At 70.7% G+C, this 16,395-nt stretch carries 13 protein-coding genes; 5 read left to right on the top strand and 8 right to left on the bottom strand.

The window, feature by feature from the left end:
* Positions 1–101: 101 nt before the first annotated feature.
* The 4 genes from BLV57_RS05715 to BLV57_RS05700 all read right to left on the bottom strand — a co-directional run bounded on the left by BLV57_RS05715 (position 102) and on the right by BLV57_RS05700 (position 5,679).
* Entirely contained in the window at positions 102–1,211 is a 1,110-nt protein-coding gene (locus tag BLV57_RS05715) for an SWIM zinc finger family protein (RefSeq protein ID WP_091287426.1), read from the bottom strand.
* On the bottom strand, positions 1,208–3,694 hold the full coding sequence (locus BLV57_RS05710) for a DEAD/DEAH box helicase (RefSeq protein ID WP_425425961.1): 2,487 nt from the start codon (positions 3,692–3,694) through the stop codon (positions 1,208–1,210). Before BLV57_RS05710 ends, BLV57_RS05715 begins: the two co-directional genes overlap by 4 nt.
* A gap of 246 nt (positions 3,695–3,940) precedes the next feature.
* Entirely contained in the window at positions 3,941–4,723 is a 783-nt protein-coding gene (locus BLV57_RS05705) for an ABC transporter permease (protein ID WP_091287897.1), read from the bottom strand.
* Between the two features lie 5 nt (positions 4,724–4,728).
* A complete protein-coding gene (locus BLV57_RS05700; RefSeq protein ID WP_091287424.1) occupies positions 4,729–5,679 on the bottom strand; it encodes an ATP-binding cassette domain-containing protein in 951 nt (316 codons plus the stop codon).
* A 481-nt stretch (positions 5,680–6,160) separates the two neighbouring features.
* Between BLV57_RS05700 and BLV57_RS05695 the strand changes: the two genes are divergently transcribed.
* Positions 6,161–6,859, top strand: a complete 699-nt coding sequence (locus BLV57_RS05695; protein ID WP_091287422.1) for an LppU/SCO3897 family protein — start codon at positions 6,161–6,163, stop codon at positions 6,857–6,859.
* Positions 6,860–6,995: 136 nt separating this feature from the next.
* Here BLV57_RS05695 and BLV57_RS05690 read toward each other — a convergent pair whose 3' ends face one another.
* Complete coding sequence (locus tag BLV57_RS05690) at positions 6,996–8,066, bottom strand: coiled-coil domain-containing protein (protein WP_143046988.1); 1,071 nt, start codon at positions 8,064–8,066, stop codon at positions 6,996–6,998.
* Positions 8,067–8,638: 572 nt separating this feature from the next.
* On the opposite strand from BLV57_RS05690, the gene BLV57_RS05685 reads away from it, so the two are divergent.
* Together BLV57_RS05685 and BLV57_RS05680 are read left to right on the top strand one after the other, a co-directional pair.
* Positions 8,639–9,730 carry a site-specific integrase gene (locus BLV57_RS05685; RefSeq protein ID WP_245757165.1) on the top strand — a complete coding sequence of 364 codons (1,092 nt, stop codon included), beginning with the start codon at positions 8,639–8,641 and terminating at the stop codon, positions 9,728–9,730.
* Positions 9,731–9,959: 229 nt separating this feature from the next.
* The gene (locus tag BLV57_RS05680) at positions 9,960–11,093 is read left to right on the top strand and encodes a cytochrome P450 (protein WP_218134608.1); all 1,134 of its coding nucleotides are present in this window, start codon (positions 9,960–9,962) and stop codon (positions 11,091–11,093) included.
* Positions 11,094–11,218: 125 nt separating this feature from the next.
* On the opposite strand, the gene BLV57_RS05675 is transcribed toward BLV57_RS05680, so the two are convergent.
* A complete protein-coding gene (locus BLV57_RS05675) occupies positions 11,219–12,691 on the bottom strand; it encodes a glycosyltransferase family 39 protein (RefSeq protein ID WP_245757164.1) in 1,473 nt (490 codons plus the stop codon).
* Positions 12,692–12,783: 92 nt separating this feature from the next.
* Here BLV57_RS05675 and BLV57_RS05670 point away from each other — a divergent pair, with 92 nt between their 5' ends.
* Positions 12,784–13,908, top strand: coding sequence for a hypothetical protein (locus BLV57_RS05670; RefSeq protein WP_091287416.1), 1,125 nt, complete (start codon positions 12,784–12,786; stop codon positions 13,906–13,908).
* Between the two features lie 54 nt (positions 13,909–13,962).
* Here the strand turns inward: BLV57_RS05670 and BLV57_RS05665 are convergent, their stop codons facing one another.
* Together BLV57_RS05665 and BLV57_RS05660 are read right to left on the bottom strand one after the other, a co-directional pair.
* The gene (locus tag BLV57_RS05665) at positions 13,963–15,216 is read right to left on the bottom strand and encodes an RNA polymerase sigma factor (RefSeq protein WP_091287413.1); all 1,254 of its coding nucleotides are present in this window, start codon (positions 15,214–15,216) and stop codon (positions 13,963–13,965) included.
* A gap of 47 nt (positions 15,217–15,263) precedes the next feature.
* Complete coding sequence (locus tag BLV57_RS05660) at positions 15,264–15,695, bottom strand: YciI family protein (protein ID WP_091287410.1); 432 nt, start codon at positions 15,693–15,695, stop codon at positions 15,264–15,266.
* Positions 15,696–15,862: 167 nt separating this feature from the next.
* On the opposite strand from BLV57_RS05660, the gene BLV57_RS05655 reads away from it, so the two are divergent.
* Positions 15,863–16,342 (top strand): GyrI-like domain-containing protein, encoded by a 480-nt coding sequence (locus BLV57_RS05655; protein WP_091287408.1) that lies wholly within the window; start codon positions 15,863–15,865, stop codon positions 16,340–16,342.
* The last annotated feature ends 53 nt before the right edge of the window (positions 16,343–16,395 follow it).

Here is a 16,395-nt window from a genome sequence, read left to right as displayed (position 1 = left end):
GCGCTTCTCACCGCCCGCAACGCACACGACCCACGTTTGCCCAGCTCAGGGGTCGTGAGTGGTACGGCCGGTTCTAACCGGTCTAAACACTCACGAGCCCTTTAGGCGTGGGTTGCCAGGAGGGTGGGGAGGTCGGCGGGCGGGCCTGCGGGCCACCACTCGCCGTCGTGGTCGCGGTAGGGATACCAGCGCTCGTCACGACCGAGCCGCAGCTGCAGGTCCCGGTCCGCCAGCGTGAACCGGTTGCGCGAGACCTCCACGACGTGGCCGTCCGCTTCGAGGACGGCCGTGGCACGGGCCTGGGCCTGCTTCGGTGGGGTCCATGGCGACTCCAGCGTCTTCACCGCCGCCAGCCCGCCGTAGGACCACGCCACCGCGGCCCGGTCCAGCTCCGGGTACCGCGCGCGCAACCCCGCGTCCGACGCCGCCAGCCGGACCGTGTCCTGCCGCAGATCCAGCGCGGGCTCCCCCGCCAGCAGCCGCCGCGCCTGCTCGGCCGCGTTCGCGACCAACGGCGCCACCTCAGGCCCTGGTGGCAACTCCACCGGCGTGAACACACCCGCGCCCAGCGGCTCGGGCAGCGGCGGCAACTCCCGCGCGTACGCCACCTCACCGCTGACCCCGCGCCGCTGCACCGGCGGAGCGTTGCGCAGGTTCAGCGCGTCGAGCAGCTCACGCTCACCACGTCCGCGCAGCAGCAGCAACACGAACGGATCCGCGTCCAGCAGCCACGACACCTGATAACACAACGCCGCCGCGTGCTCGCACGGCAACTCCCAGCCGGGACAGTCGCACTCCGGCTCCAGGTCACCGATCCCCGGCAGCAGCTCCACACCGGCGTCCTCCGCGGCCGACACCAGATCCCGCGGCATGTCCTTGTCCAGCAACGCCGCCAGATGCGACGCCCGCGCCGCGACCCGGTCGAGGAACCTCTCCCAGTCGGCGTCACTGAGCCGCGCCAGCGTGACCCGGGTCTGGAACAACCCGTCCGGGCTGCCGTCTACGGTCGCGCTCAGCCGCCCCGGGCTGACCGTGATCGTGCCGACCCGTCCCGCGTAGGCGAACCGCCTGCCCCGCTTGAGCGGGTCGAGCGCGAGCGCGCTGTCCTCCATCGCCTTGATCCACGCCTGGCCCCACCACGACCGCGCGAACCGCCCGGCGCCGCGCTTGACCACGCCGAAAGCCGGGAAACCCCGTACCCGATCGTTCATCGCAACTCCACGAGCTCGGCCAGTTCGGCGTCGGTCAGTTCGGTCAGCGCGGCCTCACCCGAGGCCAGCACGGCGTCGGCGAGCGCGCGCTTGCCCCGCAGCATCGCCCCGATCCCGTCCTCGACGGTGCCCTCGGCGATCAGCCGGTGCACCTGCACCGGGCGCGTCTGCCCGATCCGGTAGGCGCGGTCGGTCGCCTGGTCCTCCACCGCCGGGTTCCACCAGCGGTCGAAATGCACGACGTGATCGGCCCGCGTCAGGTTCAGCCCGGTGCCCGCCGCCTTGAGCGACAACAGGAACACCGGCGCCTCACCGGCCTGGAACCGGCGCACCAGCTCCTCCCGCTTCGGCACCGGAGTGCCACCGTGCAGCAGCTGCGTGGTGATCCCGCGCGAGGCGAGATGGCTCTCGATGATCCGCGCCATCGTCACGTACTGCGTGAACACCAGCACCGCGCCGTCCTCGGCGAGGATCGTGTCCAGCAGCTCGTCGAGCAGCTCGAGCTTCCCGGACCGCCCGGCCGCGTGCCCGCCGTCCTTGAGGTACTGCGCGGGGTGGTTGCAGATCTGCTTGAGCCCGGTGAACAGCTTCATCACCAGCCCGCGCCGCGCCATCCCGTCGCTTTCGGCGATCTGCGCCAGCGTCTCGCGCACCACCGCCTCGTACAGCCCGGCCTGCTCCTTGGTGAGCCCGACCGGCCGGTCCGTCTCGGTCTTGGGCGGCAGCTCGGGCGCGATACCCGGGTCGGTCTTCTTGCGCCGCAACAGAAACGGGCGCACCAGCCGCGACAACCCGTCCAGATCGTCCGACCAGCGCGTCAGGAACGACCCGAGCGAGCCCAGCAGTCCCGGCGTCGTCCAATCCAGCAGCGCCCACAACTCGGAGAGGTTGTTCTCCACCGGCGTGCCCGTCAGCGCGACCCGCGCCTGCGCCGGGATCCGCCGCAACGCCTTCGCCGTGCCCGACCGCGCGTTCTTGACGTGCTGCGCCTCGTCGGCCACCAGCAGACCCCACCGCGGGCCCGCCAGCCGCTCGGCGTCCAGCCGCATCGTCCCGTAGGTGGTCAGCACGAACCCGTCGGTCACGTCGTCGAGTGACCGCTCGCCGCCGTGGAACCGCCGCACCGCGGTACCGGGCGCGAACCGGCGGATCTCGCGTTCCCAGTTGCCCAGCAGCGACGCCGGGCAGACCACCAGCGTCGGCCCGGACGCGCGATGCAGGTGCAGCGCGATCAGCGTGATCGTCTTGCCCAGGCCCATGTCGTCGGCCAGGCACCCGCCCAGCCCGAGCGAGGTCATCCGGTCGAGCCAGTTCAGCCCGCGCAGCTGGTAATCGCGCAGCGTCGCGGCCAGCGCGGCGGGCTGCGGAGCCGGTTCGGGCGCCTCCGTCAGCCGCGCGCGCAACGCTTCGAGCCAGCCGTTCGAGACGACGTCGACCCGCTCGCCCTCGATGTCGGCGGTCCCGGTCAGCGCCGCACCCAGCGCGTCGATCGGGGTGAGCGGCTTCAACGCCCGGTCACGGGCCTTGCGCGCCAGCGCCGGATCGAGCAGCAGCCACCGCCCGCGCAGGCGCACCACCGGCCGATGCGCCTCGGCCAGCTGATCCATCTCCGCCTCGGTCAGCGCGCCGTCGCCGAGCGCGAGCTGCCAGTCGAACCCGAACAGCGTGTCCGCGCCGAAGAACGACTCACCCGCCGACTCGCCGGCATCGACCACGGCCCGCGCGGTCAGCCCGAGCTCGAGGTCCTTCGGCCAGCGCACCTCGACACCGATCGCCGCCAGCCGCGGCAGCACCGAGCCGAGCAGCTCCCCGAGATCGGCGTCGGTGAGCCGGACCGCGTCGGGCACGGCAGCGTGCAGCAGCTGCTCCAGCACCGGCCACACCCGCGCCACCCGCCGCACCGCCAGCAGCGTGTCGATCCGCGCTCTCGGCCCAGCGCCGTCGGCCCACAGCTCGGCCGCGTCGCTGACCTGCGCCGGATCGGCCAGGCTGTGCACCTGCAGCACCGCCCGGAACTCGGCTCCGTCGAAGTCGCCTTCGAAGTCGCCTTCGATCCGCAGCGACAGCCGCACCCCGGCGTCGAGACCGGCCGCGACCTCATCGGCCCACCCTCGCAGCTCGGGCACCCGGTGCGGAGCCTTCGCCGCGAACGCGGGCGCACCGGCCAGCCGTACGGCCGCCGGTGTTCGCGGCAGTCCGTCCACGACGGCGTCCACGAAGTCCCTGGTCAAACCGTGCGCGTCGGCGAGCAGCCCGTCCGGCGTGACGGCTCTGGCCTCCGGCGGCATCGCCTCACCGAGCGCACGCAGATGGCCGGACTCGTCGGCGGCGAGGGGACCGGCACGCCACGCGTCGAACCCGTCGGCAGAAACCCCCGGCAGCAGCCGCCCGCGCGCGGCCAGCCGCCACGCCGCGTCGACCAGCGCACCCCAGAACACCACCGACCGGTGCGCCCCGGCCTGGTTCCGCGCCGCGTGCAGCATCGGCGCCGCCGCGTCGACGCCCAGCCGCACCGCGGGCACGGTCCGCGCGCCCTCGGGAAGCATCACGGTCACCGATCCCGCCTCGCCGGACGGCAGCGCGCCGCCCTCCGGCGACCAGAAGACCATCCGGCCCGACCTCGGCGGATCCCCCGCTTCGAACACCGCCGCATATCCGGGAAAAGTCACCCACACCCCTAACTCTGTACAAAGTACGATACTGGCTTGTCGTGTGGCACCTGAAGATCGTTACGCCCCGAGCCCGCGATAGGCGCGCACGGACAGCGGGAAGAACACCGCGAGGATCACCACCGGCCACACCGCCGCCATCAGCACGCCGTGCCCGGTGATCCACGAATCCCCGCCCCAGCCGGGATTGCCGAACAGCTCCCGCGCCGCGCCCGCGGTCGACGACAACGGATTCCAGTCCGCGATAGTGCCCAGCCACGCCGGCATCGTGCTCGTCGCGACGAACACCCCCGACAGGAACCCGAACGGGAACTCCAGCGTCTGCACCAGCGTCACCGACGACGGCGTGCGGATCTTCAACCCCAGGTAGATCCCCACCCACAGCAGCGAGAACCGCAGCAGGAGCAGCAACCCGAACGCGCCCAGCGTCGCGCCGAGACCGCCATGCGGCCGCCACCCGACGGCGAACCCGCTCCCGACGACCGCCGCCAGCGCGATCACCGCGCTGACCATGTCCGCCAGGCTCCGCCCTACCAGCACGGCCGACGGCGCCATCGGCAGCGAGCGGAACCGGTCGGTGACGCCTTTCGACGCGTCGTCGAGCACCGCGATCATCGTCGCCGCCATGCCGAATCCCATGGTCATCGCGAACATGCCCGGCATCAGGAACTCCAGGTAGTTCCCGCCACCCGGTACCGTCATCCCGCCACCGAGCAGGTACCCGAACATCAGCACCAGCAGGATCGGGAACGCCGCCAGCATCACGAGCTGTTCCGGCTGCCGCCCCAGATGGATGAGGTAGCGCCGGGTCACCGTCCAGCTGTCCTCGACAGCCCAGCGCAGCGCGCTCATGCGTTCTCCTTCTCGGTCAGGCGCAGGAAGACCTCGTCGAGCGTCGGCCCCCGCAGCGCGATGTCGTCCGCGGGAACCCCCGCCTCGTCGAGCGCCCTGGTCACCTCGGTCAGCGCCCGCACCCGGTCCGCCACCGCGACGCTGACCCGGTAGGTCTCGGCATCGGCCGCCACCTCGGCGCCAAGCGCCGCCCCGATCAGCTTCGCCGCCCGCGACGCGTCCTCACCGGTCCGCAGCACCACCTCGATCCGGTCACCGCCCAGCGCCGACTTGAGCTCGGCCGGCGTCCCGTCGGCGATGACCGTGCCGTGGTCGACGACCGCGATCCGGTCCGCGAGCTGATCGGCCTCCTCCAGGTACTGCGTGGTCAGCAGCACCGTCATGCCCCCGGCCACCAGCGACCGCACGGCCGCCCACACCTCGGCCCGCCCGCGCGGATCCAGCCCGGTCGTCGGCTCGTCCAGGAACAGCACCGCGGGCGACAGCAGCAACCCCGCCGCGAGATCCAGCCGCCGCCGCATCCCGCCCAAGTACTGCTTCACCGGCTTCCCGCCTGCCTCGTCGAGCCCGAACTCGGCCAGCAGCTCATCCGCACGCCGCCGCGCCGCCTGCGGCCGCAGATGATGCAGCCGCCCGAACATCACCAGGTTCTGCCTGCCGCTGAGCACCTCGTCCACCGCCGCGTGCTGCCCGACCAGCCCGATACTGCGCCGCACATCGGCGCCCCGGCGCGCCACATCGAACCCGGCGACCTCGGCCCGCCCGCCGTCGTAGCGCAGCAACGTGCTCAAAATCCGCACGGTCGTGGTCTTGCCAGCGCCGTTCGGCCCGAGCAGCCCGCACACCGAGCCCGCAGGCACCGCCAGATCGATTCCCCGCAAGGCGACAGCGTCGCCATAGTTCTTCCGCAGCCCGTCGGTGACGACCGCGTATTCGGGATTGCCCACCCAGAAACCCCTCACTCTGTACGTTGTACGACAACCACGATAACACAACGCCGTACTACGTACAGAGAATTCCGGTGATTCGGCGTTCACCTCGGGCCGGTTCGTCCACGTGAGCGCCACTTTCACAACGTTGAGCGTTGTGAAAGTGGCGCTCACGTGGACGAACCGGCGCACCGCCAACGGACTTGGGTAGGCCGGTTTTGCGCGCACTGGGGAGGGCCGGCGCGTAACGAACGGGACTTCTGTCACGCTGAGCGTTACGGAGGTGGCGTGCGTGCGGACCGGACGGCTCAGGAGGGTCAGGTTCCCGCGACGCCATCCGCGACTTCCGGCCAATGACCGGTCGCCACGCTCACGACCATCGTCGGCGGACGTCCGGCGGGGTGTGATAACGGACGCTGTTGGGGAATCGGGTCATACCAGACGAGAGTCATCACCTAGAGTGAGCGCACTACGATCGACTTTCACCCTGGGGAACACTATGACCACGCCACCGCAGTCCGGCCAGCCCGAATTCCCGCCCCCGCCGCCTGCTTCCCTTCCCGAGTTCCCGCCGGCCCCGCCCGCCCCGGCACAGCCCGCCAAGCCGAAGCGCGGCCTCAAAGTCTTGCTGCGGTTCGCCATCCCCATCGTGATCGGCCTGATCGTCCTCGGGGTGCGCGTGTTCTCCGGTGGCTCGTTCTCCTCGGCCAGCCACGACGTCGGCGACTGCCTCAAGGGCAACAGCAACGACGCCGACAGCATCTCCAGTGTCGACTGCGGCCCTGACGCCAACTACAAGGTTTCTGGCGTCGTGAAGGACCAGAACGAGTTGTCGGTCAAGTTCTCCTCGGCCTGCGACCCCTTCCCCAACACCGACGCGACGTTCTGGTACGGCAAATCCGGCGGCACCGGCACCCTGTACTGCCTGGAGAACCTCAAGAACCCCGGCGAGCGCATGCCCGCGGTCGGCGACTGCCTCAAGCGCTCCGGCACCGACGACGCCAAGAAGATCGAGTGCGGCCCCGAAGCCGACTACAAGGTCGCCGCGATCGAAGACGCCCCGTCAATCGCGATCCCCGGCGACACGAGCACTTGCGCCTCGGTCCCCACCGCCAAGACGGTATTGCGCTGGTCGAAGTCAGGCGGCTTGCTCCCCACCACCAAGGCACTCTGCCTTGAAGAACTGAAGAGCCCGTGACCACAGGCTGCGGTTGCGTGAGTCACCCTCGCGCAGCCGCAGCCTGCGACTCCGCTCCTCCCCGGCTGTCCCCGCGACCACCTCGCAGGGGTTATTTCCTGGAGAGCAGCACTTACCGCCTCATCACGCAGGCGGCTCACGGAGCGAGCGCACCACGCAGGAGTTCTCGCACCGTCTCGGACAGTTCGCCGTCGTGTTCGGCCACCAGGTCGCGCACGACGGCGAACCGCGTTCCGGCGGCTTCCGCCCGGTCCTCGGCGACTTGCCGGGCATGCTCGGCCGCCCCCAGATCCCGGTTCAGTGAGTTGATCGACGCCCGCAGCTCCGCCAGCACACCGTCCTGCACCACCCGCGTCGCCCGCACTTCCTGCTCGAGCCTGCCCCGCGTTTCCTCGGCGTGCACACGGACCTGCTCGGTCTCCGCCCGTGCCCGCTCGATCGCCGCACGCGCCTCGGACAGCTCCTGGCGGTACCCCCTTTCCGCCGCTTCGACCTGCTCACGCAGCTTGGCCGCCTCCCGCGACAACCCCTCACCCCGTTCTTCGGCCGCCGCCGCCCGAGCCCGCTCGTCGTTCAACGCCGTCTTCGACTCCTCGAACGAACTCCGCACCGCGGCCAGCTCGGCGACCGTGGCGGCGAGCGTCTTGTCCAGCTCCGCCACCTGCCCGACAGCGGCTTCCGCCCGCGCGGTCGCCCGCGCCAGCTCGTCCTGCATCGCCGCCGTCGCGCCTTCCGCGCGCAATTGGGCCTGCTCGGCCTCGGTCCGCGCATGCTCTTCCTGGATGCGCAGCCGCTTCTGATTCTCCCGATCGCGAACCGCCGCCTGCGAAATCCGCAACGCGTCATCGGCCTTATCGCGCGCTTCGGCCGCCGCCGCGTCGGCGATCCCGCGCAGCCTGCGCTGCTCCGTCGCGTCGGCATCGGCCGAGTCGCGCGCCGTCAACGCCTCGGCGACGGTCGTGCGCAGCTGCCGCTCGATCGTCGTCAACGCCTCGATCAGCTCCCGCGCCGGCTCCGCCGCCCGCGTCACCTGAGCACCCAGCGCTTCGACCGAGGCGCTGTCCAACGCGACCGGCCCCTCGCGCAGGGAGTCCACATCGACCAACGCCGCCTCGGCATCCCGGCAGCTCAAGTTCCGCGTGCCCCAAGCCTTGCCGTCCTGGCAGAACCTCGCCCGGTTTCCCCGGCCGCTGACCTGCGGTAACACGGCTCCGCAGCGTCGATAGCCACAGGTCCGCCGACTTTCGTCACCGTTTTCGTCAGGCCTCGGCGGAAGTGGGGGTAATCCCTCCAGGCTCAGGCCGTCCAAGTCGCCGGTTTCGGGCGTTGGGTTCATGGTTTACACCCTATCATCACGATATTTTTGGAAGAATATTGAGTCTGTTTTAAAAATATCTGAGTTGAAGGATGCAGCTAGCTTCCGATAAGGTCACATATCCCAAGTGAGCTACCGGGCAAAACGGACACCGCTGGGGACGGGCTGACGGGCGGGAGGAGAGGGCGATCTCGGAGCTTCACGAGGGGTCGAAAAACTGGGTGGCCGCCCCCGGGGCGTCAGCGGAGCCTTTCGCGCCGCAGGGACCGGTGGCGCCGACTGAGTTGGCAGACGCGGCAGAGCCGACCGAATCGGCGATAGCCGCGGAATCGGCAGAGCCGACCGAATCGGCGATAGCCGCGGAATCGGCGGACGCTGAGGCTGAGACGGCAGGACTCACGGAGGCTGTCGGACTTACCGGGCCTACACGGGCGATCGCGCCGCAACAGCATCAGGAACGGCAGTTGGCACGGCAGTCAGAACGGCAAGTGGAACGGCAGCGGGAACGGGATGCGGATGTCGCGCTACTCCCCCGGTTCGCCGAGCTCACCCCGCAGGAGCGACTGGAGCGGCTCGACGAGGCCGCCACCCAGTACGTCGAAACCCAGAGGCCTGAGAACACGCTCAAGGCGTACGCACAGGACTGGAAGATCTGGCAGGACTACACGGCCGATCTCGGCATCCCGCTGCTGTCGGGCACGGCGGGCGCGTTGACCGGCTTCGTCGTCTGGCTTGAACAGGGCCGGGTGCTTCGACCGAGCGAGCGCGAGACCGTCGCGGGTGAACCGGGAACGTGGCGAGCCGCTCCCGCCGCGCCGTCGACGATCGAACGGCGGCTGACCGGGGCGATCGCGGGGCTGCGGGACCACCGCGTGCATGTCGAACCGGAGGCGAGCCGGGCCGCGTGGCAGGCGCTCAAGGGATACCGCAGGCGGCTCGCGCAGGCCGGGACCGAACTCGGGCGGGGCAAGGCCACGATGGTCACCCTCGCCGACCTGCGCGCGATGTCGCTGGCGTGCCCGGACACCCTCGCGGGGCGGCGGGACCGGGCGATGCTGCTGATCGGGTTCCCGATCGCGGCTCGGTGCTCGGACTTGACGAACCTGCTGGTCACCGACGTCAAGCAGATCGACGATCGTGGGCTGGAGGTCACCGTCCGGCATGGGAAGAGCACCGGTGAGATGGCGATCCCGCGCCGGGACAACCTCGCGACCGATCCGGTGCGGGCGTGGCGGGCTTGGCGTGAGGCTGCCGGGATCAGCGAGGGAGCGGCGTTCCGGCGGATCGATCGGCACGGGAACCTGTCCGAGCACGGGCTGACCACGACCGGCACCAATCAAATCCTCACGCGCGCCGGTGAGCGCGCGAACCTGCCGTATGCGGTGACCGGGCACTCGCTGCGGTCCGGGTTCGCCACCGAAGCCCGGCGGGCCGGGGCCGATGACGTGGCCATCGCCGATCAAGGGCGGTGGGTGCGGGGCAGTCGCGCGCTCTACGAGTACATCCGGCGCGTTGACCGCTGGGATGACAACGCCGCCGGAGCACTGGATCTCTGAGGTGATCAGCGTGGAACGCCGGCGCGCTCCACAGGCTCGGCGGCCATGCCATCGCCAGGGCATAGGCGGCGCCCCACGGATCGGCAGGCAGCGCATGGACCGGGCGAGTGGTGGCACTCCCGGCCGTACGGAGGTACGCCTGTTCTTCCGCCCCGAAGGCCGGATCGCCGGCGCTCGAGCTTTGTGATCCTTCGTAAGGATCTTGAGCGGCTCGAGGAGGGGGTGCCCGGTGAAGATCGGCGACAAGCGACGGCTGCGGCGCGACCCGCTGGCGTACCTCGAGGATCTCCACCGGCGCAGCACGGGCGACGTGATCCGGCTGCCCTGGGGCGGCTGGTGCGTCGGCGACGCCGACCTCGCCCACGACCTGTTGCGTGACCCGGAATTCAACGGCGACCGGTCGGAGTTCTTCGGCGACCTGCTGCCGACACGGGCGGCCCAGATCGACGTCGGCCACGCGGTGCGGGACTTCCTGCGGGCTCGGGTGCCGCGGTACCGGACCGCGCTGGCCGAGGCGGTCGCCGAGCTGCCCTCGGTGAGCCACTGGCCCGACGCGGGGACGGCGCTGGCGTACGGCTGCCTGGCGGACCTGCTGCTCTATCCGGGCACTCCGGCCGGCACCCGGCGGCTGCTGGCGCGGGCCGTCGACGGCGGCGTGGTGGTCCGGCCGACGCGGCTGTGGGAGCGGGTCCAGGCGGAAGTGGTGCGGGGCAAGCTGATCACGGCCGTGGCCGGGCAGGTCGCTCGGCGCCGGGAACACCCCGCCGCCGAGCCGCGCGATGTGCTGGACGTCGTGCTCGGCGCTTGCGCGCTGACCGATCGCCTGGTCGCCGAGGTGTACCTGACGATGGTCAGAGCGGTCGTGGCGCCGATCGGCATGATGACCGCCTGGTCGGTTCTCCTGGCCTGCCTGCGGAACCCGGCGGACGGCGCGTGGCCGTGGCCGGTCGACCAGATCGTCCGGGAGGCGCTGCGGTTCCGGCCGATGCCGTGGATGCTCGGCCGCACCCTCGCCAAGCCCACCCGCGTCGGCGGTGTCTCGCTGCGGGCAGGCGCCACTGTCTCGGTCAGCCCGTACCTGGTGCACCACGACGAACAGCGCTGGAGCGACGCCAAGGTGTTCCGGCCCGAACGCTGGGCATGCCCCAGCGGGCACGGGCCGAGCGTCTCGTTCGGCGCCGGGCCCTTCACCTGCCCCGGCGCGTCACTCGCACAGGTGCTGATCGCCGACACGCTGACCGCGCTCACCCGTGACGCCACCCTGGCAGTTGCCGGTGGCGACGTGCGACCAGTGCTCAGCGAGCACGCGATCCCCCGGCCTTTCACGGTCCGCCGGACCATGACCGACTCCGGGAGGAGGTGACCTGCCTTGCTGCGACGCATCTTCGGTACCAAGCCCGCCCTGCGCTGGAACTGGTGATCCGCTCGGCCCGGTGACCCCGAACCCGATGTGACGGGTCACCGGGCCGACGCACCCGCGCGGACCGCTCAGTAATACACGCGCAGGTCCGGCCACAGCTGCGACCACGGCTTCGGCGGGCGGGCGCACAACGCCAGGCGGGTGCCCTGCTCGTCGTTGTCCAGGCCGATGCCGTTGTCGTGCACCGCGACCACGCGGCAGTCACGGAAACCACGGCGAGCCGCCGCTTCCTCCTTGAAGCCGACGAGGAGCACCGGGCCGGTCTTCGCGTCCGACGGCGGGCCCCAGTCGTAGTAGGACATGTGGCCGGAATAGGGCTGCGGCAGGCCGAAGTTGCCACCGTAGCGCTCGACCGCGGCCGCCTGGCCGTAGTTCGACGTGAAGATGACCGCGCCGCTCTGCTGACCGGGCGGAATCTGTTCCCAGGCACGGGCGACCGTCGCGGTGAACTCAGGCCAGCCGACCTGCTCGCCCTGTTCCTTGTTCATCGCCATGATCGGGCCTGCCAAGGCACTCGCCGGAACGATCGGCAACCCGATCAGCAGCGAACCCGGAAGCGCCGCCACGGCCAGGACCGCCGCGATGATCACCCTGGACCTGCGGTCGATCCAGCCGAGCGTCGGTTCGGCGCCCGCCGCGGTCAGCAGGATCAGCAGCGGCACCGAGTAGTACGGCTTTCCGCCGAGCACCAGCAACACCACGCACAGCACGGGATAGCTCAAGGCGACCGCGCGCAGCTTCGGCGTGCGCCACAGCCGGACCAGGCCCGCGATCCACACCGGCACCAGCATCGGCGACAGATACACCAGCTGCAGCGGCACGAAGGTCAGCCGGTTCGCCGTGCCGTCGTCCTGGCTGATGCCCTCCGCGACCGTGAGCAGCGGGAAACCGTGGGCCGCCTGCCAGAGGAACGACGGGGCCGCGATCACCACCGCGATGCCGACCCCGGCGGCGAGCCAGCCGCTGCGGAACACCGCGCGCGGCCCCACCGCCAGCACCGCGGCACCGAGCGCGAACAGCAGCAGGAACACCAGCCACTTGTTCGTCAGGCCGAGTCCCGACACCACGCCGAGCGGCACCCACCAGCGGCCATCGCCGGTGCGCAGCAACCGGATCGCCAGCAGGCCGATGAGCAGCCAGATGACCATGTCCATCGTGTTGGTCGACACCATGTGCGACATCAGCAGCACGAAGGCGGACAGCGCGGTCGTCGCGGCGGCGAACAGCTGCGGGCCTCGGCCCCCGCCCAGCTCCCGCGCGATGAACGCGGCCAGCACGACCGTCAGCACACCGGCCAGCGTCGCGATCACGCGCAGGCCGGCCGGATCGCTGCCGAACACCTCCGCCGCGATCCGCGCCAGCAGCGGCGTGAGCGGCGGCTGATCGACGTAACCCCAGGCGAGCCGGTCACCGGCGGCGACGAAGTACAGCTCGTCACGGTGGAACCCGTAGCCGCCGGAAAACGCCGTCAGCACCACGACCTGGACGGCGACGAGCGCGCCGACCAGTCCTCCTTCGAAACGCGGCAGTTCTTCGTCCACAGCGGACCTCCCCAGGTTGCGTCGGAATCCTAGGGCAACCCCGCCGGGGGCCGGGGCGTGCTCGACACAGAGCACCAAGGGAAGGGGCCCTCATGTCCGTGCTTCACCTCAAGACCATCGCCGCGGGCGCCGCGGCGCTGCTCGTGCTCGGCGCCGCCACCGCGGCCGCCGAGCCACCGGGCAGCCCGCCGCGGGACCTCGGCGTGCTACCCGGAGATGCCTACAGCGAAGTGACAGGCATCAACGCCGCGGGGACGATCATCGGCCACTCGTACCAAGACCTGTCCGCCAAGCACGCCGTGAAATGGGACAGCACGGGCACGATGACCCGGCTCGACACCCTCGGCGGCAAGGTGAGCCACGCCGGCGCCATCGCCGACGACGGCACGATCGTCGGATACGCCGAGCGCGCCGATGGCACCATCGCCGCGACGCGCTGGGACGGCACCGGCCGGATCAGCGAGTTGCCCGCCCTGCCAGGGGGTCGCACGGTCGCGGCCGCGGCGATCAACGCCGATGGCGTCATCGTGGGCGTGTCCGTCAACGCGGCGGGCGAGCCGCGCGCCACGCGCTGGGACCGCGACCGCGTCACCGACCTGGGCACGCTCCCTGGCGGGCCGCGCAGCACGGCGAACGGGATCAACCGTGAAGGCATGAGCACCGGCCAGGCCATCGACGCCGATGGCCACGCGCACGCGGTGCGCTGGGATGTCGACGGCCGTATCACCGACCTCGCGCCGAAGGGCAGCACCACCAGCCGCATCACCGACAGCAACGACCGCGGCACGATCGTCGGGCAAGGCGATAGCGCCGCGGTGGCGTGGAACCGCCTCGGCACGCCGACGAAACTGTCGTGGCCGTCGGCGACCGACCCGAGCTGGGCGAACAAGGTCAGCGAGGACGGCACGATCGTCGGCGGCGGCTACCCAAGCTTCGCTCAGCAGCAGGCCGCGCGTTGGGACGCCACCGGCAGGCTCACGCTGCTGGGTCGCGCCGGCGCCGACAGCGACGCCAAGGACGTCAACGCGGCGGGCACGATCGTCGGCCAGTCCAGCGGCTTCGCGGCACGCTGGGACGGCAACGGCGTACTCGTCGACCTCGGCGCGCTGCCGGGTGGAGCCGACAGCTGGGCCGAAGCGATCAACGACCAGGGAACGATCGCCGGTGGTTCACGGACCGCCGACGGAAAACACCACGCGGTCGTCTGGCGCGCGTAGACACGGGGACAGGGCAGGCAGAGGCGCGCCTGCCCTGTCCAAAACCACGGGTGCTCACCAATCCATGACGCCCTGAGCGCAGGACGCGGCGCGCTCGGCCAGCAGGGCGCGCTCGCGTTCGTTCTTCGTCATCGAAGCGGCCCGCTCGAACTCCGGCTGGGCCTCGCCGAACCGGCCGAGCTTCGCCAGCAGGTCGCCGCGCACGCTCGGCAGCAGGTGATAGTTCTTCAACGAGGGGTCGTCGACGAGCTGATCGGCGAGTTCGAGGCCGACCGCGGGGCCGTACGCCATCGCCAGCGCGACCGCGCGGTTGAGCTCGACGACCGGCGACGGCACCGCGTCGGCGAGCTTCTCGTACAGGGCGGCGATGCGTTCCCAGTCGGTGTCCTTGGCACGCCGGGCCTGCGCGTGGCAGGCGGCGATCGAGGCCTGCAGCACGTACGGACCTTCGCCGCCCAGCGCGACGGCGCGCTCGAGCGCCTGGAGCCCGCGGCCGATGAGCAGGTAGTCCCAGCGGGCGCGGTCCTGGTCCAGCAGCAGCACCGGCTCGCCGTCGGCGCCGATGCGGGCGCGTGCCCGGGACGCCTGGATCTCCAGCAACGCGATCAGGCCGTGTACCTCGGGTTCGTTGGGCGCGAGCCCGGCGAGGATCCGGCCGAGGCGCAGCGCGTCCTCGACCAGCGCCGGCCGCATCCAGTCGTCACCCGCGGTCGCCGAGTAGCCCTCGTTGAACACCAGATAGACGACTTCGAGCACCGAAGACAGCCGGGGCGCGAGCTCGGCGCCCTCGGGCACCTCGAACGGCACGCCCGCGTCGGCGAGCGTCTTCTTCGCCCGGACGATGCGTTGCGCCACGGTCGATTCCGACGCCAGGAACGCCCGCGCGATCTCCGGTGTGCTCAGCCCGCACAGCAGCTTCAGCGTGAGCGCGACCCTGGCTTCCTTCGACAGCACCGGGTGGCACGAGACGAAGACCAGCCGCAGCAGGTCGTCGCTGATGGTCGCGGTCAGCTCGGGTTCCGGCTCGTCCTCGAGCTCGTTCGCCAGCAGCGCGTACTTGCGGCGCAGGGTCTCGTTGCGGCGGATCTGGTCGATCGCGCGCCGCTTCGCGATGGTCATGAGCCAGGCGCCCGGGTTACGCGGGACGCCCGATTCTGGCCATTGTTCGAGCGCCGCGACCAGCGCGTCCTGCGCGAGTTCCTCGGCGAGGCCCACATCGCGGACCAGGCGCGCGAGGCCGGCGATGAGCCGGGCCGATTCGATGCGCCACACCGCGTCGATCGCGCGGTGGGTATCGGTTGCCGTCACGGCGAGCCATCAGATCACCGATCAGGCCGTGACGGCAACCGAATCGCTCAGGAGCCGATCGGCTTCTCGTTCGCCTCGCGCCACTGGGCCTCCTTCTCGAGCACCTCCTGCGGCACCGCGCCCTCTGGCAGGTCCTCGGGCGCGAAGATCCGGCGGACCTCCAGCTCGAAGCCGTCACCGAACGGCGCGCGCTGCGCCCATTCGATGGCCTCCTCGCGCGACTTGACCTGCAGCAGCCAGAATCCGGCGAGCAGCTCCTTGGTCTCGGTGAACGGGCCGTCTGTCACGGTGGTCTTGCCGTTGCCCTCGTAGCGCACCTTCAGCCCGTGCGAGCTGGGCGCGAGGCCTTCGGCGGCCAGCATGACGCCCGCGGCGATGAGCTCCTCGTTGTACTTGTTCATCGCCTCGAACACCTCCGGGCCGGGCATCGTGCCGGCTTCGGTGTTCTCGTCGCCCTTGACCAGGAACATGTAACGCATGGCTTCTCCTCGACGTACGGAGCGGGTCTTCCGCCTGCTCTCTGCCTACGCGTCGAACAGCCCCCAGAGCTTTCGACACACCGTCCGAAGATTTTCTCCGGCCGGTTTTCCGGCGTTGACCCTGACACAGTGTGAGGTCGTAGAACAGCGGTATGGAGGAACACACCATGCGGATCGAAGACCGGCCAGAGCAGCACTACGTGGCGATCAAGCGGACGATCTCGATCAACGACTTCCCCGAGATCGCGGACAAGCTGCCCGTGGTCATCGGCTGGCTGGCCGGGCGCGGGATCGCCCCGGTGTCGGCGCCGTTCTTCAAGTACGACTCGCTGGAGATGCCGGACCGGCTGGAAGTCGAGGCCGGCGTCCCGGTCGCCTCACCGGTCGAAGGCGACGGCGAGATCTTCGCGGGCGTGCTGCCGGCGGGGCGCTACGCGGTGCACACCCATCACGGCCACCCGGACAAGCTCGCCGACGCCACCGGCAAGCTTCTCGCGCAGGCCGCCGAGCAGGGCCTGCGCTGGGACATGACCGACCGCGACGGCGTCGAGACCTGGGCCGCCCGCCTCGAGGTCTACAAGACCCACCCGGCCGAACAGCCCGACTGGAACAAGTGGGAGACCGACCTAGTCTTCAAACTCGCCTGACCGGGATTTAGCGGGCTTTATCCCGGACGCTTTTCCCGGGATAAAGCCCGCTA

Origin of the sequence: Amycolatopsis xylanica, assembly GCF_900107045.1 — a bacterium.
Lineage (GTDB): Bacteria > Actinomycetota > Actinomycetes > Mycobacteriales > Pseudonocardiaceae > Amycolatopsis > Amycolatopsis xylanica.
The sequence above is the reverse complement of the archived record's forward strand: the minus strand, read 5'-3'. Positions and strand labels throughout refer to the sequence as shown.

Excerpts from the sequence above, each read along its gene's own strand:
- BLV57_RS05670 (WP_091287416.1), top strand. The coding sequence starts at position 12,784 with ATGTCCGTGCTTCACCTCAAGACCATCGCCGCGGGCGCCGCGGCGCTG.
- BLV57_RS05660 (WP_091287410.1), bottom strand. The coding sequence starts at position 15,695 with ATGCGTTACATGTTCCTGGTCAAGGGCGACGAGAACACCGAAGCCGGC.
- BLV57_RS05715 (WP_091287426.1), bottom strand. The coding sequence starts at position 1,211 with ATGAACGATCGGGTACGGGGTTTCCCGGCTTTCGGCGTGGTCAAGCGC.
- BLV57_RS05655 (WP_091287408.1), top strand. The coding sequence starts at position 15,863 with ATGCGGATCGAAGACCGGCCAGAGCAGCACTACGTGGCGATCAAGCGG.
- BLV57_RS05710 (WP_425425961.1), bottom strand. The coding sequence starts at position 3,694 with ATGCTGCACGCGGCGCGGAACCAGGCCGGGGCGCACCGGTCGGTGGTG.
- BLV57_RS05695 (WP_091287422.1), top strand. The coding sequence starts at position 6,161 with ATGACCACGCCACCGCAGTCCGGCCAGCCCGAATTCCCGCCCCCGCCG.